Source organism: Kineococcus lubricus, from assembly GCF_050871965.1.
In the GTDB taxonomy this organism is placed as follows: domain Bacteria; phylum Actinomycetota; class Actinomycetes; order Actinomycetales; family Kineococcaceae; genus Kineococcus.
This window is the reverse complement of the sequence record NZ_JBJLSK010000006.1, coordinates 164,789-190,025: the sequence shown is the minus strand read 5'-3', so window position 1 is coordinate 190,025 and position 25,237 is coordinate 164,789. Positions and strand designations below refer to the sequence as shown.

The following is a 25,237-nucleotide window of genomic DNA, read 5'->3' as shown; positions in this document are numbered from 1 at the left end:
TGTGGGTGGTGGTGGGCGTTGGGGCCCGCCCCACCACCCTCGGGTGGGGGACACGTGAGCGTGTCCCCCACCCGAATCCATGTCACCCCCTCGACAGAGACAGGAGAAGACGATCATGTCGAGCGTTTCATCTGCGGTCGACGGACTCGTCAGCGGGCTCGACACCGCCAGCATCATCTCGTCCCTGATGTCCGTGGAGGCCGCTCCACAGACACGGCTGAAGAGCAACGTCTCGACGTTGCAGGCCAAGGTGACCGCCTACCAGGCGGTCAACACGAAGATGTCCGCGCTGCAGACGGCTGCGAAGAACCTCACGGAGGCGTCCACCTGGACGGCGGCCAAGGCCACGTCCTCCGCGGACGGGCTCACGGCCACCGCGTCGACGTCGGCGCTGCCCGGTTCGATGAGCGTCTACGTCGACCAGCTCGCCCAGTCCCGTTCCGTCATCACGACCACCCCCGTGAAGGCGACCGATACCTTCGTCGGACCGCCGGCCATCCCGTTCGACGTCTACGACGCCGACGGGAACTTCAAGGGCCAGGTCACCCAGACGGGGACCCTCGAGCAGGTCGCGGCCGCGATCAACAAGGCCAGTGCCAAGCTCGGCATCACGGCGGTCGCCGTCCGCGTGAAGGACGACTACTACCGGATGCAGATCACGTCCGCGAAGTCCGGTGCCGCCGGCGACTTCAAGCTGGTCGACGCCGGGGCGGGCGCGAACGCCACCGAGGTCGGCGGGATCACGACGCTGGCCAGCGCTCAGAACGCCAAGCTCTACGTCACGGCGGACGGCAAGACCACGAAACCCTCGGGTTCGGACCCGGTCATCGAGGTCGAATCGTCGTCGAACACCTTCAGCGACCTGATGAAGGGTGTCACGGCGACGGTCACCAAGACCGGAGCGGCGACCGTGGCGGTGTCCAGCGACTCCGCGGCGGTGGCGACGGCCGTGAAGGGGCTCGTCGACGCGGCCAACGCGGCCCTGACCGAGATCTCCAAGCAGTCCAAGTCCGGGGTGGCCGGCACGGACGGTACGGTCAGCGGGGCCGGGGCGCTCAGCGGCGACAGCACCTTGCGCGCGCTGAAGGCCCAGATCCTCGCGACGATCACCACTCCCCTGGGGGGGAGCACGTCGGCGGCGAAGTACGGCATCCAGAGCACCCGGGACGGTGCCATCACCTTCAACCAGGACAAGTTCCTGGCCGCGTACAAGGACGACCCGGCCGCGGTGCAGATGGCCATCGCGCCCACCAGCGTGGACAGCACGAAGGCCGCGAGCCTGGCCGAGAACCTCATCAACGTCGCCAAGACCGCGACGGCGGCCCGCACCGGGACCCTCACCACGGTGATCGCCGGTGAGAACAACACGATCTCGTCCCTCCAGGACAAGATCGCCGACTGGGACACTCGGCTGCAGGCCAGGAAACAGCGCTACCAGACGTACTACTCCAACCTGGAGGTCGCGCTGGGCAAGCTGCAGAACCAGTCCACCTGGCTGTCCGGTCAGCTCTCCCAGCTGTGAGCTGACCGTGCTGCTCCCCTGCTGAAGGGCCGGTCACCGCGTTTGCGGTGACCGGCCCTTCAGTGCTTCCAGTCCGTGCGTCCTCGCACGGACGAGCTCCGGACTGAAGTCCGGAGCGGAACTGCCGATGGAACGAGTAACACCGGCCACCTCACGGAGGACCTCGCATGACCGCCACGACGTTCAGCTCGCGCAAGACCAACCGCTACCTCGGCGACAGCCTCGCCACGGCGAGCCCCGCCGCGTTGCTCGTGATGCTGTACGACCGGCTCCTGCTCGACTTGCAGCGGGGAGAGGCTGCCCAGCTCGCCGGCGATCGCCAGACCGCGCACACCAACCTCGTGCATGCCCAGGCCATCGTCACCGAGCTGGCGAACAGCCTGTCTGTCGAAGCCTGGGACGGCGGCCCGAAGCTGATGTCCCTCTACCAGTGGCTGCTCCAGGAACTCGCGGTCGCGAACGTGTCCGGCGACGCCGCCCGCACCGCCGCCTGCCGTACCGTCACCGTCGAACCCTTGGCTGAGGCGTGGCGCGAGGCGGCGCTCGAACACCTGAGCGGTGGCTCGGCCACCAACGACCCGGCGTGAGCACCCACCTCCCGCTGACTGCCGACAACTCTGCTGACGCAAGCGTCCCTGTCAGTCTGGCGCACTGGCGCATCGCGTGGGACTCAGCACTGCGTGCGGTCGAGCTCGACCTCGAGGACGCAGAACGGCTCATCGAGCGGTTGCACCGGGAAGAGGACGTGGTTGCAACGGCCAGCGTGGGTGACTGGGTGGCTCCGTCCCTGTCGGGGCCGGTTCCGACGGAGTTCGCAGATCGCGCACGAGCCTTGCTGCAACGCCAGTCCGACGTCAGCCAACGGCTGGTCGAGGCAATGGGGCACGTCCGTACGCAGCGGCGGGCGCTGACCAAACTCGACGCCGTGGAGAGCAGGCCGGTCTTCATCGACAGGGCCCTCTGAGCACCCGTCGGCTCAAGCGCTTCGGCCTGACCCGCGCACGGTTGCCGTTCACACACGGTCGAAGGAACAGTGAGGCCAGAGCGAGCGCGTTGACTTCATCACCGACCCGGAGGAGCCGATGAGACTGCTCAGCGCCTGTGTCATCACCCGTGACGAAGGTGACCGCCTGCGGGCGTCCGTGGACGCGGTTTCGCCTTTCGTGGACGAGGTCGTCGTCCACGACACGGGATCGTCCGACGGCAGTCCGGACATCGCGCGGACCGCAGGGTGTCGTGTCGTCGAGGGGACGTGGGCGGACGACTTCGCCGGTGCCCGGAACATCGCACTGGATCACGCCACGGGGGAGTGGGTCCTCAGTGTCGACACCGACGAGGTCTGTGCAGGCGATCCGCAGGCGTTCCGGTCCTGGCTCGTCGGGGTGCGCGAACCCGTCCTCGCGGTCACCCTGCGGAACACCGGGGCTGGGGCTGCTGCCGGGTTCGACGGGGGCTACGAGTTCACCGCTGTCCGGCTCTTCCGCCGCTCCGGTGCACGGTGGTCTGGCCGTGTCCATGAACGCGTCGTCCGGAACGGGGGCCGCGACGACCACGACGGGGTCGTGCGGCTGGTGCCTCCTGCGCTGCTGCACCTCCAGCACTCCGGCTACGCCGAGCCGGGAGCCATCCGGCGCAAGGCGGAGCGCAACGGTCGACTGGCCGCCATGGAGCTCGACGACCTCCTGGCAGCGGCCGTGCCGCCGTCCGAACTGGCCCGCACTGCTTTGAAAGTGGGCCGCTCGGCCATCGGGGCGCAAGATGCGCAGCGTGCCGTCGATGCGTTCGAAGCCGTCCGCGAGTTGCAGCCCGCCGGCCGGGTGTGGGCGGAGGCGACTGACTTCCTGATCAGGGTGCTGCTCGCGGAGGGACGACCGGACATCGCACTCGTCCTGGTGGAGCAACTGCGAGCTGCGGGTGAGCGGCTCGACTACTGTCGTTGGTTGCAGGCTCAATCATTGGCGCAGATGCGGCGACCTGCTGAAGCTCTGGAAGAACTCCGAGGGGTCAGGGAGATCGTGGACACCGCCGGGCGCCGTCACGACCCCGCTGCTCTGGATGTCTTGCGGATGTTGTGTTCCGAGCTCCTGGAGGCGTCCCGCAGTTGACGGGCCGCCGGTGACCCGGAGGCTTGGCCCAGCAGCACCGCCGCGCCGACGGGGAGCCCCACGTCCGCCTCCTCGACCACGTCCGCCTCCTCGACCACGTCCGCCTCCTCGACCACGTCCGCCTCCTCGACCACGTCCGCCTCCTCGACCACGTCCGCCTCCTCGACCACGTCCGCCTCCTCGACCGCGACGTCGTCCAGCGCGCCCTCGGCCTCCTCGTCGACGACCGCGTCCCCGGCGCCGACCACCCGGTCCCGCGACGGGCTGACGCTGGTGCGCCGCACCGACCTCGGTGACCCGGCGGCCGCCTTCACCACGAGCGCGTGCGAGACCTCGTGCGCGGGAGCGCCCGTGTGAGGGCGCAGAAGCGCAGGTAGCCCGAATCTCCACCGACGGAAGTGCCCACATCCGTTGGTGAGGTCGACCGGTGGCAACGGGTAGCTGGGTGGCGATCACCCACGAGGCACGCCCCTGGACCTCACGCGTCCCCGCCGAACTCGTCTCCCGCAGGGTGCGCGAGTCCCACGCGGGGGAGTACCGCGCCGCGATCCTGCCGCCCACCGCCCACCTCGACCCGGTGCTGCCGCTGGGGCTGCTGGCCGAGGCCGAACGGGCGGCGGGGCTCATCGCCCGCTTCGACGCCGACAGCGCGGGGCACTCCGTCCCGTTCTCCGCGCTGCTGCTGCGGTCGGAGTCCGCGTCCAGCTCCCAGATCGAGAACATCACCTCCGGGGCGAAGGCCCTGGCCGTCGCCGCCCTCGACGCCGGGGACGCGACCCGCGACGCCGGGCTGGTGCTGGGCAACGTGCGGGCCGTGGAACGGGCCATCGCCACCGCCGAGCTCGACGCCCACGCCGTGCTGGCGATGCACCGCGACCTGCTCGCCGACTCCGCGCCCGACCACGCCGGCACGTGGCGGCAGGAGCAGGTCTGGATCGGGGGCAGCGGGTACGGGCCGCACCAGGCCGAGTTCGTCCCACCCCACCACGAGGCGGTCCCGGGGGCGGTCGAGGACCTGGTGGCCTTCGCGGCGCGGCAGGACGTCCCGGCCCTGGTGCACGCCGCGCTGGTGCACGCGCAGTTCGAGACCACCCACCCCTTCGTCGACGGCAACGGCCGCACCGGCCGGGCCCTCGTGCACGTCCTGCTGCGACGTCGCGGCCTGGCCCGGCACACCGTCGTGCCCGTCTCGGCCGGTCTGCTGCGCGACGGCGAGCAGCACGTCGCCGCGCTCACCGCCTACCGGGCCGGCGACGCGGAGCCGATCGTGCGGCGGTTCACGGCCGCGGCCGAGCACGCGGTCGTCCACGGCCGGGAGCTGATGGCCGACCTGCCGACGTGCGGGAGCGGTGGCGCTCGGTCGTGCGGGCCCGGGAGGGTGCGTCGGCCTGGGCCGTCCTCGACCTGCTGTTCCGCGAGCCCGTCCTGGACGTCGACACGGTCGCCCGCGAGGTCGGGGTGTCACCGGTCGACGCGGCCAGGGCGCTGGCCACGCTCACCGACGCCGGGGTCATCGTGGAGTTCTCCGGCCGCCGGCGGGGCCGGCGCTGGCAGGCGCCGGAGATCGTCAGCGCCCTCGACGAGTTCGCCCGCCGAGCCGGCCGGCGGGGCTGACCGCGCCCGTGCGCGCCCGGCGCAGGAAGGGGCCCGGACGTCAACAGCGTGTAAAAGGTGTGTGACGCACGAAACACTGCGGCGGTTCCGGCCGATGGTCCTTCGAAGGCGTGGACAGGCGCGCACGGACGACCGACGGGAACGACCATGGCCAGCACCCGCACCACCCCCCGGACCACCCTCGCCGCGTGCCTCGTGCTGCAGGGCGCCCCCGACACCGCGACCCTGGCCCCGGCCCTGGAGCAGGACCTGCGCGGGCTGGTGGACGTCGCCGACGAGGTCGTCGTCTACGACACCGCCGACCACCTCGCCCCCGGCAGCGCCGCCTTCGACGCGACCCTGCACCCGGCGGTCACCGTCGTCTCCGGCTTCTGGGCCGACGACCGCGACCGGGCGCAGGAGGCCGCGCTGGCCCACGTCGGCGCCGACTGGGCGCTGTGCGTGCTGGCGGGGGAGCGGGTCACGTCCTCGCCCGACGCGCTGCGGCAGCTGCTGAGCGACGCCGTGGACGTCCCGGCCATGTCGGTGCGCGTCGACGACGTCGTGCGCGGCACGCACCGCTCGGCGCGGCTGCTGCGCAACGGCCGGAGCGCGCCGGCGCGCGCCGGGGAACTGGCGGAGGTGCCCAGCGCGCTGCTCACGGTGCGCCAGCCGGTGGCGACGACGGCGAGCCTGCCGGCGCAGCGCGGGGTGTTCGACCGGGTCTGAGCCGGGCGCCCGCGCGGGCCCCGCGGCTAGGCTGGGTGCGACCCGGAGGAGGTGTCCCGTGACCGAACAGCCGACCACCACGCTGTCCACCGTGGGGCGGTCCCTCAGCTGGGAGGAGTACGAGAGCCTTCCGGAGGACCCGCGTGCGGAGTACATCGACGGTCGTCTCGTCGTGAGCCCGAGCCCCAGCGAGCAGCACCAGCTCATCGCCCTGGAGCTGACCTGGCTGATCAAGCAGGTCCTGCCGGTGACGCACCGCGTGAACACCGCGTGGGCGTGGAAGCCGGGCCGGGACGAGTTCATCCCCGACCTGATGGTCTACGACGCCGCCACCGCGCGCGCCGGGACCGGTGCCCGCTTCACCGGCACCCCGGAGCTGGTGGTGGAGGTCCTGTCCTCCAACCGCGGCGACGACCTGGTCTGGAAGAGCGCGAAGTACGCCGCGGCGGGGTTGCCGCGGTACTGGATCGTCGACCCGCGCGACGAGCGCGTCACCGCCTACGCGCTGGTGGACGGCATCCTCACCCCGACCGCGACGCTGGGCCGCGGGGACGCCGCCGACCTGGACGTGGGCGTGGCGACGGTCCACGTCGACGTGGATGCCCTGCTGCGCTGAGTTCAGTCGCCCGAGACGGAGAAGTGCTGGTAGTCCTTCAGCGACGTCCAGTCCCCGCCCCAGGAGAACCCGTGGTCGGCGAACGCCCGCACCACGGCGTCGTCCGCGAGCACTACTCCCGCAGCGGGTCTGCGGTCGACGAACGCGCGGCCGGCCTCGGGCAGCACCGTGGTGCCCTTGACGTAGGGGTTCTCGACGGGGTTGAGGTCGATCGCGGTGCCGTAGGAGTGCTCGGAGAAACCGGTGCCGCCGGTGGTGGCGCGGCAGTTGAAACCCGAGGTGTTGTCGGCGGCCATCGAGGCGTCGTCGGAACCGCCGAACGCCTCGACGGGTTCCATGCGCGCGACGGGGAAGCGCAGGGCGTACAGCCGCTCGAACACCGCCGCGACGGGCCCGGCGACGTCGGCGTGCACGACGATCCGGCCGGTGGAGGCGCGGCCGGTGAGGTCGACGGTGGAGACGGTGACGACGCGCAGCCGTTCGGGCCCGACGGGGCAGCCCGGTCGCCACGACGCGGACAGGTCGGCGGCGGTGACGGGTGCGGTCGAGGACGTGAACGCGGGCAGCGCCGGGGTGCGCAGCGACCGCGCCTGCCGGTCGACCCCGGCCGGGGCGGGGGCCGCGCAGGCGGCGAGCAGCCCGGCGGCGAGGGCGAGGACGGCGCAGCGTGGACGGCCCATCACCGCACGTTAGCCGCCGGTCACGGCACGAGCGCCGCGGACACGGCCGCGCCCGCCCGGCAGGACTCCCCCTCGTCGAGGTGGACGCGGTTCTTGCCCGCGCGCTTGGCCTCGTACATCGCGGCGTCGGCGCGGGCCAGCGCCCGCTCGGCGCGGTCGCCGGGGCCACCGCCGGAGCGGTCCCCGGCGCCGGCGAGGTGGGCGCCGACGCTGACGCCGACGACGAAGGTCCCCGCCGCCACGCTGACCGGCTCGCGCAGGGCGTCCAGCAGCCGCCGGGCGATGACCCGCAGGTCCTCGGCGCCGGTGACGTCGGGGCAGACGGCGGCGAACTCGTCCCCGCCGAGGCGGGCCAGGGTGTCGCCCGGGCGCAGGCAGGCGGCGAACCGGGCGGCGACCGTGCGCAGCAGTTCGTCCCCGGCGCCGTGGCCGGCGGAGTCGTTGACGGCCTTGAACCCGTCGAGGTCGCAGAACAGGACACCCACCCCGGTGCCGCTGCGGCCGGCCGCGGCCACGGCGTGCTCGAGGCGGTCGTGCAGCAGGGTCCGGTTCGGCAGCCCGGTCAGCCCGTCGTGCAGCGCCTGGTGGCGCAGCGCCTGCTCGGCGGCCTTGCGGGCGGTGACGTCCTCGATGAGGCACAGCAGGTGCCGCCCGGACGACCCGTCGGTGGCCGCGCCGGTCATGGCGGTGGCCGACAGCAGCCCCCAGCGGACGGTGCCGTCGACGTGGTGGAAGCGCAGCTCCAGCTCGTCGTGGGTCCGCTCGCCCCGCAGCAGCGGGGCCAGGGCCGCCGAGGAGCCCTCCCGGTCCGCGGGGTGGACGAGCTCGCGGACGTCGCGGGCCAGCAGCTCGGCGGTGCTCAGGCCGGTGAACCGGCACAGCGTGGAGTTGACCTGCAGGATGCGCCCCCCGTCGTCCTCGCCCAGCCCGACGATGACCATCCCGACGGGGGCGGTGTCGAAGGCCAGGCGGAAGCGCCGCTCGGAGGCGGCCAGGCGCTGCCGGTCGGCGCGCTTGCCGGTGACGTCCTCGACGTGGGTGACCGCGTACAGGGCCCGTCCCTCGTCGTCGTGGACGACCGCCATGTCGAGGGCGACCCAGATGACGGTCCCGTCGGCGCGCACGTACCGCTTCTCCAGGTGCGCGGTGGAGACCTCACCGGCGACCAGGCGCCGCACCTGCTCGCGCGAGACGTGCAGGTCCTCGGGGTGGGTGACGTCGGCGAACGTCTTGCCCAGCAGCTCCTCCCGGGTGTACCCGAGCATCCGGCACACCGCGGGGTTGGTGTTGAGGAACCGTCCCGCCGACTCCCCGGTCAGGGCGGTGATCAGCACCCCGGTGGGGGCGTGGGTGAAGGCCAGGCTGAAGCGCCGCTCGGCCTCGTGCAGCGCCGCCTCGGCCCGGCGCCGCTCGGCGATGTCGCGGGCGGCCAGGGAGGCGCCGACCACCGCGCCGGCGGCGTCCAGCACCGGCGAGACCGTGATCGATACCTCGACGTCGTGGCCGTCGCGGTGCCGGCCCACGGTGTCGCGGGCGTCGACGGGCGCGGCCCCGCTGCCGGAGGTGGCGCGGATCAGCCAGGCGCGCAGCTGCTGCGCCTCCACGTGGGACGCCAGGCGCTCCAGCCCGGCGCCGAGGACCTCCTCGGCGCGGTAGCCGTAGAGCCGCTCGGCGGCGGCGTTCCAGGACGTGATGGTCCCGGTGCCGTCGACGGAGACGATCGCGTCGCGGGCGCCGGCGACGATGCCGGCCAGGGACCGGGCCTCCTGCTCCAGGCGGCGGCGGTCGGTGACGTCGCGGACCGCGGCGTAGACGATCTGCTGACCGTCGGTCCGCACCGGGGTCAGCGTCAGCTCCACGACCAGCGCGGTCCCGTCGCGGTGGCGGGCCGGGACCTCCACGGTGCCGGTCAGCCGCTGGGTGCCGGTGGCCAGGAACCGGGCGAAACCGGCGCTGTGGGCGGCGGCGGCCCCCGGCGGCACGATCGTGTCCACGAGGGTCCGCCCGAGGGCCTCGGCCGCCGTCCAGCCGAACACGCGCTCGGCGGCCGCGTTCCAGGAGGTGATGCGCTGATCGGCGTCCACGGCCAGGAAGGCGTCGCTGGTGGCGTCCAGGACCAGGCGCAGCTCGGCGTCGCGGGCGGCGAGCTGCTGGGCGCGGGCGGCCAGCTCCTGCGCCTGCTCGACGTGCCGGCGCGCCTGCGCGGCGTACCGGCGGGCCTCACCGGCGTAGCTCTCGGCGACCCGGGTCTGCCGGCGGCGCTCGAACAGCGCCACCACCACCCGGGCCAGCCGCTCCAGCCCGTCCAGCTGGGCGGCGGTGAGCTCACCGGGCGCGGTGTCGAAGACGCACAGGCTGCCCAGGGAGTGCCCGCCGGGGCTGATCAGGGGGGCGGAGGCGTACAGGCGGACCCGGCCCAGGCGGCCGTCGACCCACGGGTTGGTGCGGTAGACCTCGTGCACGGACGCGTCGGGGACGTGCACGACCTCGCCGTCGAGGAAGTGCAGCGCGCACATCGAGTCGCTGCGGGCGGAGTCGGCCCCCTCGAAGCCGACGGTGGTGAGCTGGCACTGACGGCTCTCGTCGATCAGGTTCAGCGTCGCGTGCGGCACCCCGCACAGCATGGCCGCGGCGTGCACGACGTCGTCGAGCTCGACGTCGGCGGGGACGTCGAGGACGTCGTAGGAACGCAGCACCGCCAGCCGCTGGACCTCCAGGGGCGATCCGCTGCTCTCGGCGGACCGGTCGGGGGACACCACGGGACTCACCGGGTGAGGATCGGCAGGCGCGGCCCCGCGCTTGAGACCCCCCTGCGGGGGTCAGGACCGCACCGCGGCCCCCTCAGCCGTGGACGCCGGGACGCGCGGTGCGGACCCCGCGACCAGCCGGCCGTCCCGCACGTCGTACACCCGGCCCGCCCGGTCCACGCCCTCCTCGCGGTGCGCCAGCAGCAGCACGGCCCGGTCGGCGCGGGCGTCGAGCAGGTCGGCCACCAGCCGGGCTCCGGTCGCCGCGTCCAGCCCCTCCGACGGCTCGTCCAGCACCAGGACCCGCACGTCGGCCAGCAGCGCGCGGGCCATCGCCAGCCGCCGGCGCTCGCCGCCGGACAGCGGCGCCCCGCCGTCGCCGAGCCGGGAGTCCAGGCCGTGCGGCAGCGCGGCGAGCCAGTCCTGCAGCCGCACCCGGTGCAGCACCTCCACCAGCGCCTCGTCGGGGCTGCCCGGCGCGGCCAGCAGCAGGTTCTCCCGCAGCGACGTCGCGAACACGTGCTCGTCGTCGCCGACGCGGCCCACCACCGACCGCACGTCGTCCCCGGCCAGCTCCCGCACGTCGACCCCGTCCAGCAGCACCGACCCGGCCGCGGGGTCGAGGAACCGCTGCAGCACCGCGGCCAGCGTCGACTTCCCCGAGCCGGACGGGCCGCGGACCGCGACGACGTCCCCGGCGGCCAGGTCCAGGTCCACCCCCCGCAGGGACGGCCCGTCCCAGCCGGCGACGACCCCGCGCAGGCTCAGGACGAGGTCGCGCGGCGCGGGCAGCGGCCGCGGCGCGGCGGGCTCGACGGCGGCGACCGGGGTGGCCAGCAGCGCCGCGGCGCGCGCGTCGGCGCGGCGGGCCCGTTCGCGGGCGCGGGCGGTCTCGGGCAGGGCGCGGGTGGCGTCGGCGACGCTGACGCCGGCCAGCACGGCGGCCGCGACCCAGGCCAGCGGGGCCTGGGAGGTGCCGGCGGCGGTGGCCAGGCCCAGCACCACCAGCCCGGTCCCGGCGGCCGACAGCGCGGCCGTGGCCCCGGCGGCACCGGCCCGCCGGCGTTCGGCCCTCGCCAGCGCGGACTGCCTGCGGCGCACCACCTCCAGCGGCTGCACCGCGTCGAGGGTCTGCAGGTCCTCGACGGCGTCGAGGGTCTCCACGGTGGCGCTGGCCAGCGCGCCGACGTCCTCGCGGTGGGCCTGCTCGCGGCGTTCGGCCGCGGCGGCCGCGGCCGGGGCCAGCAGCCCGGCCACGGCCAGGCCGGGCAGCGCGGCCAGCGCCAGCCGCGGGTCCAGGACCGCGGCGGCGGTCAGGGCGACCACGACGGCCAGGGCGGTCACGGTCGCGGGGTGCCGGGCGCGCAGCACCCCGTCCACGCGGGCGTCGACGTCGTCGGCCAGCTGCACGAGCAGTTCCCCGGCGCGGCCGGAGCGCCGGCGCGACAACGGCCCCGGCAGCCGGGGGATCAGGGCGGCCACGACGTCGGAGCGCCAGCGGGCCAGCCGGGAGAACGCGGCGTCGTGGCTGAGGAGGCGTTCGGCGTAGACCAGCAGCGGCCGGGCGGTGGCGCTGGCGCGCACGAGGACGGCGGCCACCGACAGCGTCAGGACGGGGGGCCGGCCGGCGGCGGTGACGAGCAGCCAGGTCGCGGCGGCGGTGAGCGTGGTGGCGGCCAGCACCGCGGCGACGCCGGTGACCACGGCCAGCGCGCCCACCCGCCGCCCCTTCGCCGGCGGCACCCGCGGCGGCGCGGACGGGGTGGCCCGGACCCGTGGGACCGGTTGCGGGGCAGCGGGATCGAGGTCGGTCCCGGGGGAGGGCTCGGTGGTGGGCCGGGTGAGGGTGGTGGTGCGGTCGGCCGCGGCCAGCAGCGCGGGGCGGTGCGCGACGACGAGGACCGCGCAGCCGTGCTCGTGGGCCAGGGCGCGCAGCGTCGCCGCGACGGCGTCCTCGCTCGCGGGGTCCAGGTGCGCGGTCGGCTCGTCCAGGACGAGGGCGGTGGCGCCCAGCCGCACGGACAGGAACGTGCGGGCCAGCGCGACGCGCTGGCGCTGCCCGGCGGACAGGCCCGCGGCGTGCTCGCCGAGCGCGGTGGCCGGGTCGAGGTCGGCGGCGGCCGCGGCGGCCAGGGCCCAGGCGACGAGGTCGTCGGACGCCGCGCGCCCGGCCCGGACGGCGTCGGCGACGGTGGTGGCGTGCGCGAACTCCGGCCGCTGGGGCAGGTGCGCGAGCCCGTCGAGGCGGTGCCCCACGGACCCGGCCGAGGGGGCCAGGACCCCGGCCGCCACGCGGGCCGCGGTCGTCTTCCCGGCCCCGCTGGGCCCGGCGAGGGCGTGCAGCTCACCGGGCGGCACGTCGAGGTCGAACGCCTCCAGGACGGGGGATCCGTCGGCGCGGCGGACGGCGACCCCGCGCAGCCGCAGCCCGTCGGCCGGTCCGGCGGCGGCCACCGGCACGTCGGCGGTGAGGACCTCGTCGACGTCCCCGACCACCGAGGCCGCGTCGGCGGAGTCGTGGAACCGGGCGCCGACCTCGCGCAGCGGCCGGTAGGCCTCGGGGGCCAGCAGGATCACCAGCAGGGCGGTGTGCAGGTCCAGGGTGCCGCCGGCCAGCCGCATGCCCGCGGTGACCGCGACCAGCCCGACCGAGAGCGTCCCGACGAGGTCGAGGGCGGTGGAGGACAGGAACGCGACGCGCAGCACCGACATCGTGGCCCGGCGGTGGGCGTCGGTGGTGGCCGCCACGGCGGCGACCTGCCGCTGGGCGCGCCGGTGCGCGCGCAGCGTGGGCAGGCCGCGGACGGTGTCGAGGAAGTGGGCGGCCAGGGTGCGCTGGGTGCGCCACTGCCGGTCCGCGCGCGCCTGGGTGGCCTTGCCGAGCAGGACCGCGAAGACGGGGACCAGCGGCAGCGTCACCAGCACCGTCAGCGCCGAGCGCAGGTCGGCGAACGCGAGCAGCACCAGCACCGCGGGGGGCAGCAGCACCCCGGGGACCAGCGCCGGGACGTACCGGGTGAACCAGCCGTCCAGCGCGGGCAGCCCCTGGGTGAGGACGGCGCTGAGCCGGCCGCGGCCGAAGCGCTCGACCCAGGCGGGGCCGAGCTGCAGGGCGCGGGCCAGGACCCGGGTGCGCAGGTCGTCGCGCACGGCGGTGGCGGTGCGCTGGGCCAGCAGCGCGGCGGCCCAGGAGGTCAGGACGCGCCCGGCGACGGTGGCGGCCAGCAGCCCCAGCCCGCGGCCGGGGCCGGTGCCGTCCCACAGCGCCACGACGAGGTCGGCCAGCGCGAGGGCTTGGGTGACGAGCAGGCCCGCGGCGACGACCTCGACGGCGGCCAGGGCGGCGATCCCGGCCCGGGCGGGCCGGGCGTGCCGCAGCAGCCGGGGGTCGACCGGGCCCCGGGGGCGGTCCCGGGGGCGTTCTGAGCTCACCGGCCCGCGCCGACCCGGCGGCGGGCGGCGGGGGAGCCGGTGGCGACGCGGCGCCGGAAGACCCAGTACGACCAGGCCTGGTAGGCGATGACGCCGGGCAGGATCACCAGCCCGGCGACGGTGATCAGCTGCAGGGCGCCGTCGGAGGCGGCCGCCGCCCGCAGGGTCACGTCCCCGGCCGGCGACAGCGTGCTGCGCAGGAGCACGAACGACCCCTGGCCGAGGTGGGCGGTGAACACCGCCACGACGGTACCGGCCACCGCGAGGGTCGTCGCCGTGAAGGCGAGCACCTCCGCGCGGCGCCAGGCGGCGAGCGCGGCGACCGCGAGCAGCGCCGCGGCGCCGGCGACGACGGCGTGGCCGGCGGCGATGAACAGGGCCAGCGCGACGACGGTCAGGGCCGGGGCGGTGGCGACGGTGAGCCGGCGGGCGCGTTCGCGCAGGACGCCGGTGGTGCGCAGGGACAGGAAGGTCGCGCCGTGCACGGTGGTCAGCAGGACCCCGGCGAAGCCGCCCAGGACGGCCCACGGCCCGAACAGCGGTTCCAGGGACCGGCCCAGGCCGCCGCCCCACCCGGTGACGTGGACCTCCCCGTCGGCCGACAGGGCCAGCCCGGAGACCAGGACGCCCAGGACCGCGCCCCACGTCCCGGCCAGCAGCAGCGAGCTGCCCGCGAGGAAGGCGTCGCAGCGGTTCCGCCAGACGGTGGTGTCGTGCTTGCCGCGGAACTCGATCGCGACGCCGCGCACGGCCAGCAGCAGGAGCAGGACGATCATCGGCAGGTACAGGCCGGACAGCAGCGCGGCGTACCAGTCGGGGAAGGCGGCGAAGGTGACGCCGATCGCGGCGACCAGCCACACCTCGTTGCCGTCCCAGACGGGGCCGACGGTGCGCACGGCGGCGCCGCGCTCGGCCTCGGTGCGGCCCAGCAGCGGGCCGAGGAAGCCGACGCCGAAGTCGAAGCCCTCCAGGACGAAGAACAGCACCCAGGCCAGGACGGTGACGGCGTACCAGAAGACGGGCAGGTCCACGGTCGTGCCTCTCAGTAGCTCGTGTCAGTAGCTGGTGGCGAGTTCGTCGTCGGAGTCGGACTCCGCCGGTGCGGGGGTGGGCAGCTCGGGCAGGCCCTTGCGGACGAGCCGGACGGCGAGCTTGACCCAGACGTACGCCAGGGCCCCGTAGACCAGGGTGAAGGCGGCGAGGCTTGCGGCGATCTCGGCGAAGCTGAGGCCGGGGGAGACGCCGTCGGCGGTCTTGAACAGCCCGAACACCAGCCAGGGCTGGCGGGCGGTCTCGGTGAAGATCCACCCGAAGGAGTTGGCGAACAGCGGCAGCAGCGGCAGCAGGCCCACCGACCACAGCAGCCCCTGGGCCAGCCGGGGGTCGGGGTCGAGGACCTTCGCGCGGCGGGTGACCCACAGGTGGACCAGGGCGACGAGCGCGGCGAACATCCCGACGCCGATCATCAGCCGGAAGCTCCAGAACGCCACCGGGATGGAGGGCGTGTAGTCGCCGGGGCCGAACTGCGCGGAGTAGGCGTCCTGCAGGTCCTTGAGCCCGAGCACCTGGGCGGTGAAGGACCCCTTGGCCAGGAAGGACAGGAAGCCGGGGACCTCCACGGAGAACGTGGGGTCGTCGCTGCCCAGGGGGGCGTAGGAGAAGATCGAGAACGGGGCGCCGCTGGTGGTGCGGTAGAGCGCCTCGGCCGCGGCCATCTTCATCGGCTGGACCTCGGTGATGACCTTGCCGAGCAGGTCGCCGCTGACGGCGACGACGGCGCCGCCGGCCAGGGTGAACCACGCGCCGAACCGTGACAGGGTCCGGAACGCGGCGAACTCGGGGGTGCCGTGGGCGTACTGCCCGCGCAGCAGGTGCCAGACGCCGACGGCCATGACGAGGGCGCCGCCGGCCATGACGGCGCCGGCGTAGGTGTGCGGGAAGGCGGCGAGGTTGAGCTCGTTGGTGAGCAGGTCGAAGAAGTTCCCCAGCCGGGCGCGGCCGGTCTGCTCGTCGATCGTGTAGGCGACGGGGTTCTGCATGAAGGAGTTCGCCGCGAGGATGACGAAGGCGCTGATGGCGGTGCCGATCGCGACGACCCAGATGGTGGCCAGGTGGACCAGGGCCGGGAGCCGGTCGCGGCCGAACCACCACAGCCCCAGGAAGGTCGCCTCGAGGAAGAAGGCGAGCATGCCCTCGATCGCCAGCGTGGGGCCGAACACGTCGCCGTAGAAGCGGGCGAAGGCGCTCCAGGACAGGCCGAACTGGAACTCCTGGACCAGGCCGGTGACGACGCCGACGGCGAAGGTGGTCATGAGCAGCTTGCCGACGAGCAGGGACAGGCGGCCGTACCGGTCGTCGCCGCCGCGGGCGACGCGGCGCAGGTGGGCGGTCTGCAGGAGCGCGGTGAACAGCGCCAGGCTGATGGACAGCGGGACGAAGAGGTAGTGGTACAGCGTGGTCACGGCGAACTGCAGCCGGGTCAGCGCTTCGATGGTCACCGGGGTCCCGCCTTCCTCTACGACAGCCTGTCGTACTACGACCGAGTGTAGTACGTCCATCGGTAGTACGACGGGTCGCGTTCACCGGTGTGCTTGACGTAACATCCCGCCGTGGCCCTGGGAGAACTCGAACGCGACGTGATGGACCGGCTGTGGGCCGCCGACGGCCCGCTGACCGTCCGCGAGGTCCACGAGCAGCTCGCCGAGCACCGCAAGATCGCCTACACGACCGTCATGACCGTCCTGGACCGCCTCGCCAAGAAGCACGTCGTGCGCCAGGAGCGCGAGGGCCGCGCCTTCCGCTACACCCCCGCCGCCACCCGCGAGCAGATGGTCGCCGAGCTCATGCTCGACGCCCTCGGGGGAGTGCCGACCGTCGACGACCGCCAGGCCGCGCTGGTCCACTTCATCGGCGGCGTCTCGCCCGCCGAGGCCGCCGCCCTGCGCGAAGCCCTCGACGCCCTCACCGGCCCCGAGCGCCCGGACGCGCCCCCCGCCCCCTGACGCGCGGTGCAGGCGCTCCCGCCGACCCCGTAGGTTCTCCCGGGTGACTGCCGTCTGGTTCGCAGCGCTGGCGCTGCTCCTGGCGGGTCCCGTCCCGGCGCTGCTGGCGCGCGCCCGGTGGACCTGGCAGGTCCCGCGCGCCGCCCTCGTGCTGTGGCAGTCCGTCGCCCTGGCCGCCGTCCTGGCCACCCTCGGCGCCGGGCTGGCGTCGCTGTCGCTGCTGTTCACCGAGGAGCCCGGGTTCCCCTTCCTGGCCCGGCACGGTCCCGTCCAGACCACCCTCATCGGCCTCGGCTCGACCCTCGTGGCCATCGTCACGGTCCGGTTCTGGATCGTCGCCACCCTCGTCGGCATCCGCACCCGCCGCCGCCGGCGACGGCACCGCGACCTGGTGGACCTGCTGCACCGCAAGGAGTCCGTCTCCGAGGTCGACGCGGCGCTGCTGTCCGAGACCGGGGTCCGGGTGCTCACCGGCCCCGGCCGCGTCGCCTACTGCGTGCCCGGGGTCCGCTCCCGCGTCGTCGTCTCCGACGCCATGCTGAACTCCCTGACCCCCGAGGAGGTCCGCGCCGTCCTGGCCCACGAGCGGGCCCACCTGCGCGCCCGGCACGACCTCGTGCTGGAGGGCTTCACCGCCCTGCACGCCGCCTTCCCGCGGTTCGTCTCCAGCCAGGCGGCCCTGGACGCGGTGCGGCTGCTCGTCGAGATGCTCGCCGACGACGCCGCCCGCCGGCACACCGGCTCCCTGCCGCTGGCCCGGGCCCTGGTCTCGATGGCCGGCCAGCCCGAGGGCGACGCCGAGATGCCCGTGGGGTCCGCCGCGCTGGCCCGCGTGCGGCGCCTGGCCGCCCGCCCCGCCCGCCGCGGCGTGTCGGTCCTGACCTACGCCGCCGCCGCCGTCGTCCTCGGCGGGCCGACCCTGGCCGTCGCGGTGCCCTGGCTGCAGCTGAGCTACCGCGCGCTCGTCCGCTGACCGCCCCTCCCTGGGCGATCAAGGACTCAGCCCCGGTGATCGAGGACTCACGAGTCCTTGATCACCGGGGCTGAGTCCTTGATCGCCGAAGGGGGAGCGCTACTGCTGCAGGAGGTAGACCTCCAGCTGCACCACCCCGGGGCGGGGGGACTGGGCGTTGACCGCGCGCCAGAAGTCGCGCTTGGCCGACCCGGCGAACACCCCGGGGGCGGCGACGTCGAGCTGGGCGTTGACCCGCCGCGCCAGCGCCGTCCCGGCGCCGGGGTCACCGGCGGTCCCGAAGGTCAGGACGAACGCGGCGCGCCGGCCCTGGGCGGCCAGGTCGCCCACCGCGGCCGCGACCGAGGAGCGGATCGTGTCGTCGTTCGAGCCGTCGACGTCGACCTGCAGCACGACCGGGGCCTGCGCGACGCCCGCGGGCATCGAGGGGACCGGCTCGGGCGCGGCGGTCACCGTGACCGTCGGCACCGGGGTCGGGGCCGGGGCGACGGTGGCCGCGACCGGGCGCGGCTCCTCGGACCCGGCGTGCACGGCGCCGCCGGCGGCCAGGCCGATGATCGTCAGGGCCAGCAGGGCGTCGGCGAAGACCCACCCGGCCAGGCCGACCGTGGCGTTCTCCCGGGCGCGCACGGCGCGGGGGCCGCGGGACGGGCGCCTCACTGGCCGACCCGCGCGTAGCGACGGGCAGCCAGGTCCTGCAGCGTGCGGGGCGCGACGGCCACGAACTGCTCCTCGACCTCGGGACGGACCTCGGGCTCGGGGGCGCGGTGCACCCGGCGCTGCGGCTCGGCCGCGGGGACCGGCACGCGCTCGGCGCGCGGTTCGGGCCGGACCTCGGGACGCGGCTCAGGGCGCGGCTCGGGGCGCGGCTCGGGGCGGCGCTGGGGAGCCGGGGCGGCCTGCGGCGCCGGCGGCCGGACGACCGCGCGCTGCTGCTGCTGGTGCTGCTGCTGGCGGGCCGAGGCCAGCGCGATCCGCTCCGGCAGGGCCTCGACCTGGTGCGAGAGCTGGTCCATGACCTGGTCGACGACGCTGCCCAGCTCGTGGTTGAGGGTCTGGGTCAGGTCCTGGGTCAGGGTGCGGGAGGCGTCGCGGTAGGCGCGGTTGACCTGGCGGACGTGGTCCTCCCCGGCCATCGCCAGGGTCTGGGCCACGGCGCCGGAGACGTCGTCGCGCAGCGTGGAACCGATGCTGCGCAGCGCGCGGCCGGTGGCGTCGGCGTGCTCGTGCTGGACCGTCTCCAGCCAGCGCGGCACCGACCGCATGTCGTGGGCGGCCTCCACGAGGCGGTTCTCGATGCCCCGCCAGGAGTCCAGGACCTCGTTCTGGGTGGCCAGCAGGTCCACGAGGCGCTCCTCGTGGCGGGCGCGGCGGTCGGCGGCCTCGGCGGCGGTGGCCAGGACGCGGCTGGCGGTGCCGAGGGCGGCCTCGGCGGCCTCGGAGGTGCGCTCGACGTCGCGGCGCAGCGTCTCCATCGTCACCGCGGCCTGCTCGGCGGAGGCGGCGACGTGCTCGCTGAACGCCTCACCGGTCATCGTCGTGACCTTCTGCACGCTCTCCGCGACCGTGGCGTGCATCGTCTCGACCGACTCGCGGGCCGTGGTGGACAGGGCCGCGACGTGGCCGGTGACGGCCTCGCCGAAGTCGGCGGAGTGCTTGCTCATGGTCGCCGCGGCGCCGGACAGCTCGGTGATCGACTCGCGGGTCTGGGTGCTGAGGGCCTCCACGGCCGAGGACACGCCCTCGACCGCCGACAGGACCCGGTCACGGCCCTGCAGCCCCTCGCGCAGCGCCTCGGCGGTGCCGGCGCGGACCTGCTCCAGGTGCTCGGTCAGGGTCCGGGTGGACTCGGCCAGCGTGCGGGTGTGCTGGTCGCGGTCGGCGGCGATGAGCTCGCCGTGCCGGGAGACGGCCTCGGTGACGGCACCGCTCAGCTCCGTCGCGGCGCGCGCCACGTCGGCGCCGCCGGCGTTGGCGGCCTCGGCCGCGGTGATGGCGTGCTGGGCCGAGGAACGCACGGTCGCGACGAGCTCGCTGGTGTCGGCGTGCAGCCGGATGGTCTCGGAGACCAGGCGCCCCAGCTCGGTCAGGCCGCGCTCGAAGTGGGCGCCGAGCTGCTCGGCGGCGTTGCTGCGGTGCGGGGCCAGGGTCAGCGTGGCGCGTGCGGCGAAGGCGCGCAGGAGCTGCCGGTGGGACTCGTCGGCCCGCAGCGCGCTCACCTCGTCCAGGCGCTGGCGGCGGTCGGTCATGACCGCCGCCACGATCGCGGCGGTGATCAGCGCGACGGCCAGCTCCGCGACCCGGTCCAGGGAGAAGAAGGTGCGCCCGCCGAACCCGTCGAGCCACAGCTGCAGGAACGACTCCCCGCCGTCGGCCTCACCCGCGGCGCTCATGGCCCCGTAGGCGCGGCCGGCGAACAGCAGGCCGATCCAGGTCACCATGATCGGCGCGAAGACCAGGACGGTGCGCAGCGACCCCGACCGCAGGACGCTGCGGCGCTCGGCGGGCACGGCGGCGACGGCGGCGTCGACGTCCAGCAGGTCGAACAGGTCGGCGTCGGCCCAGCGGCCCAGCCGCCCGTCCCCGCCGTCGGCCTCGGTGCGCACCGCGGACGTCAGCTCCCGCAGCACGCCGGCGCGGTGCTCGGCCGGTTCGGTCGCGGCCAGCTGCGCGGCCTCGTCGGCCAGCTGGGACAGCTCGCCGGCACCGGTGTCGGTGAAACGTTCTGCGTCGTCCATGGGGTGGCGGTTCCTGTCGTCAGGTCGTGGGTGAGTCGTGGGTGACTCGCGGTCGACGGGGTGTTCGCTGTCGTCTACCTCGGCACTCCCGCCGCGGAGCTTGAGGACCTGGATGCTCCGGACGTGCGTCACCCGTCCGGCCCAACCTGTGCACGCACCGTGAACCACCCAGGAGCGGTCAAGGCGCCGGTGCGCTGGGCCGATGGGGTGGTCGACCCGGACGTCCCACCGCGGGGGCCGTGCGGAGCGCTCGCAGAGCGTGCTGAGCGCCCCCGCGGTACCGCCGTCCGGGTGAGGCTCACGGCCCCGGCCGGGGGAGCGGCGGACGACCCGCGCTCCCACCGGCACGGAGCACCGGTTCGGGCTCAAGCCGGGCCGCTCGTGGGCCGAAGGAGTGTCTGAGCCTCAAGAACCCCAAGCCTCGCCGACATCAGCAGCACGAACCGAAGTTCGAAACCCGGAGGGTGGCCCCGTGTCCGATCTCACCAGCGTCGCACTGCACACCGCGTTGAACGGTCTGCAGGCTCGGCAGCGGGCCATCGCCGACAACATCTCGAACATCAACACCAAGGGCTACCTGGCCAACAAGGTGCAGTTCGAGGACGCGCTGGCCAGCGCGGTCGCCGGCGGCTCGGCCGCTGCCGCGGCCACCACGCAGATCTCCACGAGGAAGTCGCTGGAGCCGACCCGCGAGGACGGCAACAACGTCAACCTCGACGAGGAGACGATCTCGAACATCTCCACCAACCTCAGCTACCAGACGGTGCTGAGCGCGCTGAACTCCAAGTACTCGATGCTGCGCACCGCGATGAGCAGCCAATGACGGGTTGAACCCCCGATCCCCGTCCCCCTGACCTGACATCCGGAGCACACCCCATGAGCATCTTCGACGCGATCGGCATCGCCGGCACCGGCGTCACCGTGAACCGCAAGTGGATGGACGCCGTCAGCGACAACCTGGCGAACATCAACACCGCGACCCGCACGAGCGACCCGGCCTACGAGGCCAAGTACGTGGTCGCCTCCGAGGCCGCCGACGGCAAGGGCACCCAGGTCGCCGGCATCGTCAAGGGCAGCGCCGAGGGCCGCCGGGTGTACGAGCCCAGCAACCCCCTCGCCGACGAGCAGGGCTACGTCAAGTACCCCGACATCGACATGAGCACCCAGATGACGAGCCTGATGATGGCCCAGCGCGCCTACCAGGCCAACCTGCAGACGATCACCGCCGCGAAGGACGCCTACACGTCCGCGCTGCAGCTCGGGAAGGGGTGAGGTAGGTGAGCATCGAATCGATCGGCGGCGTCGGGAACGTCACCGGCGCCCTGGGCACGCTGGCCACCGGGTTCGGGCAGGGCATCGCCGACACCGACAACGCGCAGATGACCAGCTCGATCGGCGGCGGCACCGGCACCGGTTACACCGGCACGGTCGCGCCGACCTCGGCCCTGGGGATCCCCGCGACCGGGGCCGTCGGCGGGGCGGACAGCGCCTCCGGCACCGAGTTCGCGTCCCTGCTCTCCGGGGGGCTGGACAAGCTCCAGGGGATGCAGTCCCGGTCGGACGACCTGGCCGTCAAGGCGGCCACCGGTGACCTCACCAACGTCCACGACTACATGATCGCCAGCAACGAGGCCCAGCTGGCCACCCAGCTCACCGTCGCCGTCCGCAACAAGGCCGTCGAAGCCTTCAACGAGATCTTGAGGATGCAGGTCTGATGGCCAAGGCCAAGGGAAGCGCGGCGATCGTCGAGAACGCCAAGAACTTCGTCTCCGGTTTCCGGACGTTCACGGTCGGCCAGAAGGCCGTCGTCATCGCGGTGGTCGCCGCCCTCCTCGGCGGCGCGGTCCTGTTCTCCCAGTGGGCCTCCAAGCCGTCGTACGCGCCGCTGTTCTCGAACCTGTCGGGGACCGACGCCAGCGCCATCACCGAGAAGCTGACCGCCGACGGCGTGCAGTACCAGATCGCCGACGGCGGCAAGTCCATCCTGGTGCCGGCCGACAAGGTCGACGCCGAGCGCCTGGCCATGGCCGGCGCGGGGCTGCCCGCCGCGACCGAGGCCAACACCGGCTCGCTGCTGGCCACCCAGGGCGTCACCGCCTCGGAGTTCGTGCAGCAGCAGGCCTACCAGCAGGACCTGAAGCGGGAACTGGCCAAGACGATCAGCTCCCTCGCGGGCGTCGACTCCGCCGTGGTCCAGCTCGCCATCCCGGAGAAGGACGTCTTCCTCGACGAGCAGGACCCCACGACCGCCTCGGTCCTGGTCAAGCTCAAGCCGGGCGCGTCCCTGTCCAACGACAACGTCACCTCGATCGTGAACCTCGTCGCCGGCGGCGTCCCGGGCATGGACCCCAAGAACGTCTCCGTGATCGACGGCGAGGGCAACACCCTCTCGACCGACGGCTCGGGCTCGACCGCGCAGAACGAGAAGACCAGCGACTACAACGCCTCGGCGTCCACGGAGCTGCAGGACTACCTCGAGGGCATCTACGGCAAGGGCAACGTCAAGGCCACGGTCAAGGCGACGCTCGACTTCGACGACAAGACGACCCAGTCGACCGAGTACACCCAGCCGCAGCAGATCGACCCGCTGGCGGAGTCGAAGACGTCGGAGACGTACAACGGCACCGGCACCGGGGGCGCGGCCACCGGCGTCCTGGGCCCGGACAACATCCAGGTCCCCGGCACCACCGCCCAGGGCGGCAACGGCGGCTACGCCAAGACCTCCGAGCAGAGCAACCCGGCGATCAACAAGACCGACACGGTCATCAAGCAGGCCCCCGGCAAGGTCACCAAGCAGACCGTCTCGGTCGTGCTGAACGCCGGCGCCAAGGGCGCCGCGGCCGCCGCGGACGTCAACCAGGTCACCCAGATCGCCACCCAGGCCGCCGGCGTGGACGCGGCCCGCGGGGACCAGATCACGGTCGTCAAGACCGCGTTCGACGACACCGCCGCCGCCGACGCCGCCGCCGCGCTGGCCGAGGCCGAGAAGGCCGAGCAGCAGGACACCCTCATCGGCTACGCCAAGACCGGTGCCCTGGCCCTGCTCGTCCTGATCATGCTCGTCGTCATCCTGGTGGCCTTCCGCCGCCGCAAGGTGGAGCAGGTGGACGTCCTGGACGTCGACCCGCTGCAGCTGGGCGACATCACCGCCCCGGCCGAGGAGTTCAAGGAAATCGCCCCGGCTGTCGAGAAGCCTGTGGCGATCGAAGCAGCACCGGTCGACCCGGCCCTGGAGGCCGCGGCCGCCCGTCGCACCGAGGTCGTCGAACTCGTCTCCCGCCAGCCCGAGGAAGTCGCGGAACTGCTCCGCGGCTGGCTCGCCGATCGGAGGTCCTGACCCGTGTCGTCCACCGAGCTCGAGGTCGCTCCCCTCACCGGGGCGCAGAAGGCCGCCGTCCTGCTCCTGCAGGTCGGTCAGGAGAACGCCGCGAAGGTGCTGGGGCACCTGCGTCCGGCCGAGATCGAGGAGCTGACCGCGGAGATCCTGCGGCTGCGCGCGGTCAGCCCCGAGGTGGCCGGCGTCGTCCTGGAGGAGTTCCACGGGATGATCGCCTCGCCGCTGCGCGGCGGGCTCGGTGGCCTGGACTTCGCCCAGTCCCTCCTGGAGGGCGCGCTGGGCGCCGACGGCGCGGCCGAGGTCCTCGGCCGCGTCGCCGAGGCGGCCGTGGTGCAGCCCTTCCAGTTCCTGCACCAGGCCGACCCGCAGCAGATCCTCACGTTCCTCACCGGCGAGCACCCGCAGACCATCGCCCTGGTCGTGGCGCACCTGCGCCCGGACCAGGCCTCGATGATCCTCGGCGGGCTCAGCGCCGACATGCAGGCCGACATCGCGCTGCGCATCGCCACCATGGAGGCGACCAGCTCCGAGTACGTCCGCCTCGTCGAGGACGTCGTCCAGCGCCGCACCTCCACCGTGCTGCAGGCCAAGACGAACACCGCCGTCGGCGGCGTCCAGCCCCTGGTCGACATCATCAACCGCGCCGACCGCGGCACCGAGCGCTCCATCCTGGAGGGTCTGGCGACCAAGAACGCCGCGCTGGCCGAGGAGATCCGCGGCCTCATGTTCGTCTTCGAGGACATCACCACCCTCGACGACCGCGCCATCCAGCTCGTGCTGCGCGGCGTGGAGACCGCCGACCTCGCCACCGCCCTCAAGGGCGTCACCGAGACCGTCCGGGACAAGATCCTCAAGAACGTCTCCGAGCGGGCCCGCGAGAACCTGCTCGACGAGATCGAGCTCATGGGCCCGGTCCGCATGTCCGCGGTCGAGGAGTCGCAGCAGAAGGTCGTCGCGATCATCCGCCAGCTCGAGGAGTCCGGCCAGATCGTGCTGACCCGTGGTGGTGACGATGACTTCGTCGCGTAGCTTCGTGCCGGCCGACACCCGGCCCACCACCACGCGCGACCCCCGGGTGTTCGTCGCGGTCCCGGCCGCGACGAGCACCTCCGCCCGCGGCTTCGTCGGCCTCGACCTCGCCCCGCGCGAGGACACCGAGGAACTGGTGCAGCTGCGCGAGAAGGCCCGCACCGAGGGCTACGCCGCCGGCTGGGCCGCCGGCATGCGGCAGGCCGCCGAGAAGGCCGCCGCCGAGCTGGAGGCCCAGAAGGAGGCCGCGCACGCCGCGGCCCGCGCCGACCGCGAGGAGCGCCGCGCGGCCCGCGGCCGGGCCGAGGAGGCCCTGCTGGCCGCCGGCGACGCCCTGCGCGCCGAGCGCGAACCCGCCATCGGCGCCCTGGCCGACACCGTCCTCGAGCTCGCCCTCGAGCTCGCCGGGGCCGTCCTGGACCGCGAGGTGCAGCTGATGGACTCGCCCGTCGGCGAGGCCGTGCGCCGCGCCCTCAAGCCCCTGGACGCCGAGAAGCCCGTCACCGTCCGCGTCCACCCGGACGACTTGAGCGCCCTGACGGGTGACGCCCTCAAGGGGAAGCACGCATCGTCCGACACAGAACTCGTGAGCTTCCTCCCCGACCCCGCCATCGCACCGGGTGACGCCATCGCCCGCCAGGGTGACACCGAGGTGGATGCCGGCCTGCGCGCCAGCATCTCCCGCGCCCTGGGTGCCCTCGTCGGAGAGGGCCTGGACGGAGTCCAGGCGTGAA

General features: G+C 74.1%; 23 protein-coding genes and 1 pseudogene. 16 read left to right on the top strand and 8 right to left on the bottom strand.

The features are described 5' to 3' along the window. Nucleotides 1-115 precede the first annotated feature (115 nt). The 4 genes from fliD (at nucleotide 116) to ACRYRX_RS06625 (ending at nucleotide 3,627) form a co-directional block, all read left to right on the top strand. The gene (gene fliD / locus ACRYRX_RS06640) at nucleotides 116-1,522 is read left to right on the top strand and encodes a flagellar filament capping protein FliD (RefSeq protein ID WP_432511044.1); all 1,407 of its coding nucleotides are present in this window, start codon (nucleotides 116-118) and stop codon (nucleotides 1,520-1,522) included. 167 nt (nucleotides 1,523-1,689) lie between these two features. Continuing rightward, entirely contained in the window at nucleotides 1,690-2,109 is a 420-nt protein-coding gene (locus tag ACRYRX_RS06635) for a flagellar export chaperone FliS (RefSeq protein WP_432511043.1), read from the top strand. Beyond that, nucleotides 2,106-2,486 carry a hypothetical protein gene (locus tag ACRYRX_RS06630; RefSeq protein ID WP_432511042.1) on the top strand — a complete coding sequence of 127 codons (381 nt, stop codon included), beginning with the start codon at nucleotides 2,106-2,108 and terminating at the stop codon, nucleotides 2,484-2,486. The genes ACRYRX_RS06635 and ACRYRX_RS06630 overlap by 4 nt, the downstream gene beginning before the upstream one ends. A gap of 118 nt (nucleotides 2,487-2,604) precedes the next feature. Further along, complete coding sequence (locus ACRYRX_RS06625) at nucleotides 2,605-3,627, top strand: glycosyltransferase family 2 protein (RefSeq protein WP_432511041.1); 1,023 nt, start codon at nucleotides 2,605-2,607, stop codon at nucleotides 3,625-3,627. Here ACRYRX_RS06625 and ACRYRX_RS06620 read toward each other — a convergent pair. Further along, nucleotides 3,558-3,911, bottom strand: a complete 354-nt coding sequence (locus tag ACRYRX_RS06620; protein WP_432511040.1) for a hypothetical protein — start codon at nucleotides 3,909-3,911, stop codon at nucleotides 3,558-3,560. The two genes, ACRYRX_RS06625 and ACRYRX_RS06620, sit on opposite strands and share 70 nt — an antisense overlap. Before the next feature lie 581 nt (nucleotides 3,912-4,492). Here ACRYRX_RS06620 and ACRYRX_RS06615 point away from each other — a divergent pair. From ACRYRX_RS06615 to ACRYRX_RS06600, 4 genes and pseudogenes are all read left to right on the top strand, one after another. Then, a pseudogene (locus ACRYRX_RS06615) lies at nucleotides 4,493-4,717 on the top strand (Fic family protein); the annotation flags it as partial. 248 nt (nucleotides 4,718-4,965) lie between these two features. Beyond that, entirely contained in the window at nucleotides 4,966-5,241 is a 276-nt protein-coding gene (locus ACRYRX_RS06610) for a hypothetical protein (protein WP_432511039.1), read from the top strand. Between the two features lie 147 nt (nucleotides 5,242-5,388). Then, entirely contained in the window at nucleotides 5,389-5,949 is a 561-nt protein-coding gene (locus ACRYRX_RS06605) for a glycosyltransferase family protein (RefSeq protein WP_432511038.1), read from the top strand. Between the two features lie 58 nt (nucleotides 5,950-6,007). Beyond that, entirely contained in the window at nucleotides 6,008-6,565 is a 558-nt protein-coding gene (locus ACRYRX_RS06600) for a Uma2 family endonuclease (RefSeq protein WP_432511037.1), read from the top strand. Between the two features lie 2 nt (nucleotides 6,566-6,567). Here the strand turns inward: ACRYRX_RS06600 and ACRYRX_RS06595 are convergent, their stop codons facing one another. Genes ACRYRX_RS06595 through ACRYRX_RS06575 form a run of 5 tightly spaced genes read right to left on the bottom strand, consistent with a single transcriptional unit; the run spans nucleotide 6,568 to nucleotide 15,922 of the window. Then, nucleotides 6,568-7,245, bottom strand: coding sequence for a M15 family metallopeptidase (locus ACRYRX_RS06595; RefSeq protein WP_432511036.1), 678 nt, complete (start codon nucleotides 7,243-7,245; stop codon nucleotides 6,568-6,570). A 20-nt stretch (nucleotides 7,246-7,265) separates the two neighbouring features. After that, a complete protein-coding gene (locus ACRYRX_RS06590) occupies nucleotides 7,266-10,013 on the bottom strand; it encodes a PAS domain S-box protein (RefSeq protein ID WP_432511035.1) in 2,748 nt (915 codons plus the stop codon). A 51-nt stretch (nucleotides 10,014-10,064) separates the two neighbouring features. Beyond that, nucleotides 10,065-13,424, bottom strand: coding sequence for a thiol reductant ABC exporter subunit CydD (gene cydD / locus ACRYRX_RS06585; protein ID WP_432511034.1), 3,360 nt, complete (start codon nucleotides 13,422-13,424; stop codon nucleotides 10,065-10,067). Beyond that, nucleotides 13,421-14,455 (bottom strand): cytochrome d ubiquinol oxidase subunit II, encoded by a 1,035-nt coding sequence (gene cydB, locus ACRYRX_RS06580; RefSeq protein WP_432511033.1) that lies wholly within the window; start codon nucleotides 14,453-14,455, stop codon nucleotides 13,421-13,423. The genes cydD and cydB overlap by 4 nt, the downstream gene beginning before the upstream one ends. 24 nt (nucleotides 14,456-14,479) lie before the next feature. Next, entirely contained in the window at nucleotides 14,480-15,922 is a 1,443-nt protein-coding gene (locus ACRYRX_RS06575; protein WP_432511032.1) for a cytochrome ubiquinol oxidase subunit I, read from the bottom strand. Between the two features lie 111 nt (nucleotides 15,923-16,033). On the opposite strand from ACRYRX_RS06575, the gene ACRYRX_RS06570 reads away from it, so the two are divergent. Further along, nucleotides 16,034-16,426, top strand: a complete 393-nt coding sequence (locus tag ACRYRX_RS06570) for a BlaI/MecI/CopY family transcriptional regulator (RefSeq protein WP_432511031.1) — start codon at nucleotides 16,034-16,036, stop codon at nucleotides 16,424-16,426. A 43-nt stretch (nucleotides 16,427-16,469) separates the two neighbouring features. Next, nucleotides 16,470-17,399 carry a M56 family metallopeptidase gene (locus tag ACRYRX_RS06565; RefSeq protein ID WP_432511030.1) on the top strand — a complete coding sequence of 310 codons (930 nt, stop codon included), beginning with the start codon at nucleotides 16,470-16,472 and terminating at the stop codon, nucleotides 17,397-17,399. A 99-nt stretch (nucleotides 17,400-17,498) separates the two neighbouring features. Here ACRYRX_RS06565 and ACRYRX_RS06560 read toward each other — a convergent pair whose 3' ends face one another. Then, entirely contained in the window at nucleotides 17,499-18,059 is a 561-nt protein-coding gene (locus ACRYRX_RS06560) for a hypothetical protein (protein ID WP_432511029.1), read from the bottom strand. After that, entirely contained in the window at nucleotides 18,056-20,137 is a 2,082-nt protein-coding gene (locus ACRYRX_RS06555; protein WP_432511028.1) for a hypothetical protein, read from the bottom strand. The genes ACRYRX_RS06560 and ACRYRX_RS06555 overlap by 4 nt, the downstream gene beginning before the upstream one ends. Before the next feature lie 472 nt (nucleotides 20,138-20,609). Here ACRYRX_RS06555 and flgB point away from each other — a divergent pair, with 472 nt between their 5' ends. Genes flgB through ACRYRX_RS06525 form a run of 6 tightly spaced genes read left to right on the top strand, consistent with a single transcriptional unit; the run spans nucleotide 20,610 to nucleotide 25,236 of the window. Further along, nucleotides 20,610-20,960, top strand: coding sequence for a flagellar basal body rod protein FlgB (gene flgB, locus ACRYRX_RS06550; RefSeq protein WP_432511027.1), 351 nt, complete (start codon nucleotides 20,610-20,612; stop codon nucleotides 20,958-20,960). A 53-nt stretch (nucleotides 20,961-21,013) separates the two neighbouring features. Beyond that, nucleotides 21,014-21,409, top strand: coding sequence for a flagellar basal body rod protein FlgC (flgC, locus tag ACRYRX_RS06545; RefSeq protein ID WP_432511026.1), 396 nt, complete (start codon nucleotides 21,014-21,016; stop codon nucleotides 21,407-21,409). A gap of 5 nt (nucleotides 21,410-21,414) precedes the next feature. Beyond that, a complete protein-coding gene (fliE, locus tag ACRYRX_RS06540; protein WP_432511025.1) occupies nucleotides 21,415-21,852 on the top strand; it encodes a flagellar hook-basal body complex protein FliE in 438 nt (145 codons plus the stop codon). Continuing rightward, nucleotides 21,852-23,474, top strand: a complete 1,623-nt coding sequence (gene fliF / locus ACRYRX_RS06535; protein WP_432511024.1) for a flagellar basal-body MS-ring/collar protein FliF — start codon at nucleotides 21,852-21,854, stop codon at nucleotides 23,472-23,474. The genes fliE and fliF overlap by 1 nt, the downstream gene beginning before the upstream one ends. 3 nt (nucleotides 23,475-23,477) lie before the next feature. Next, entirely contained in the window at nucleotides 23,478-24,503 is a 1,026-nt protein-coding gene (gene fliG, locus ACRYRX_RS06530; protein WP_432511023.1) for a flagellar motor switch protein FliG, read from the top strand. Then, nucleotides 24,487-25,236: a FliH/SctL family protein gene (locus tag ACRYRX_RS06525; RefSeq protein WP_432511022.1), complete on the top strand. Its 750-nt coding sequence runs from the start codon at nucleotides 24,487-24,489 to the stop codon at nucleotides 25,234-25,236. The genes fliG and ACRYRX_RS06525 overlap by 17 nt, the downstream gene beginning before the upstream one ends. Nucleotide 25,237: the final 1 nt, after the last annotated feature.

What these genes read in the sequence shown, in the direction of transcription:
- fliD (WP_432511044.1), top strand. Translation starts at nt 116, where the DNA reads ATGTCGAGCGTTTCATCTGCGGTCGACGGACTCGTCAGCGGGCTCGAC.
- ACRYRX_RS06635 (WP_432511043.1), top strand. Translation starts at nt 1,690, where the DNA reads ATGACCGCCACGACGTTCAGCTCGCGCAAGACCAACCGCTACCTCGGC.
- ACRYRX_RS06625 (WP_432511041.1), top strand. Translation starts at nt 2,605, where the DNA reads ATGAGACTGCTCAGCGCCTGTGTCATCACCCGTGACGAAGGTGACCGC.
- ACRYRX_RS06605 (WP_432511038.1), top strand. Translation starts at nt 5,389, where the DNA reads ATGGCCAGCACCCGCACCACCCCCCGGACCACCCTCGCCGCGTGCCTC.
- ACRYRX_RS06595 (WP_432511036.1), bottom strand. Translation starts at nt 7,245, where the DNA reads ATGGGCCGTCCACGCTGCGCCGTCCTCGCCCTCGCCGCCGGGCTGCTC.
- ACRYRX_RS06555 (WP_432511028.1), bottom strand. Translation starts at nt 20,137, where the DNA reads ATGGACGACGCAGAACGTTTCACCGACACCGGTGCCGGCGAGCTGTCC.
- flgC (WP_432511026.1), top strand. Translation starts at nt 21,014, where the DNA reads ATGAGCATCTTCGACGCGATCGGCATCGCCGGCACCGGCGTCACCGTG.
- fliF (WP_432511024.1), top strand. Translation starts at nt 21,852, where the DNA reads ATGGCCAAGGCCAAGGGAAGCGCGGCGATCGTCGAGAACGCCAAGAAC.
- ACRYRX_RS06525 (WP_432511022.1), top strand. Translation starts at nt 24,487, where the DNA reads ATGACTTCGTCGCGTAGCTTCGTGCCGGCCGACACCCGGCCCACCACC.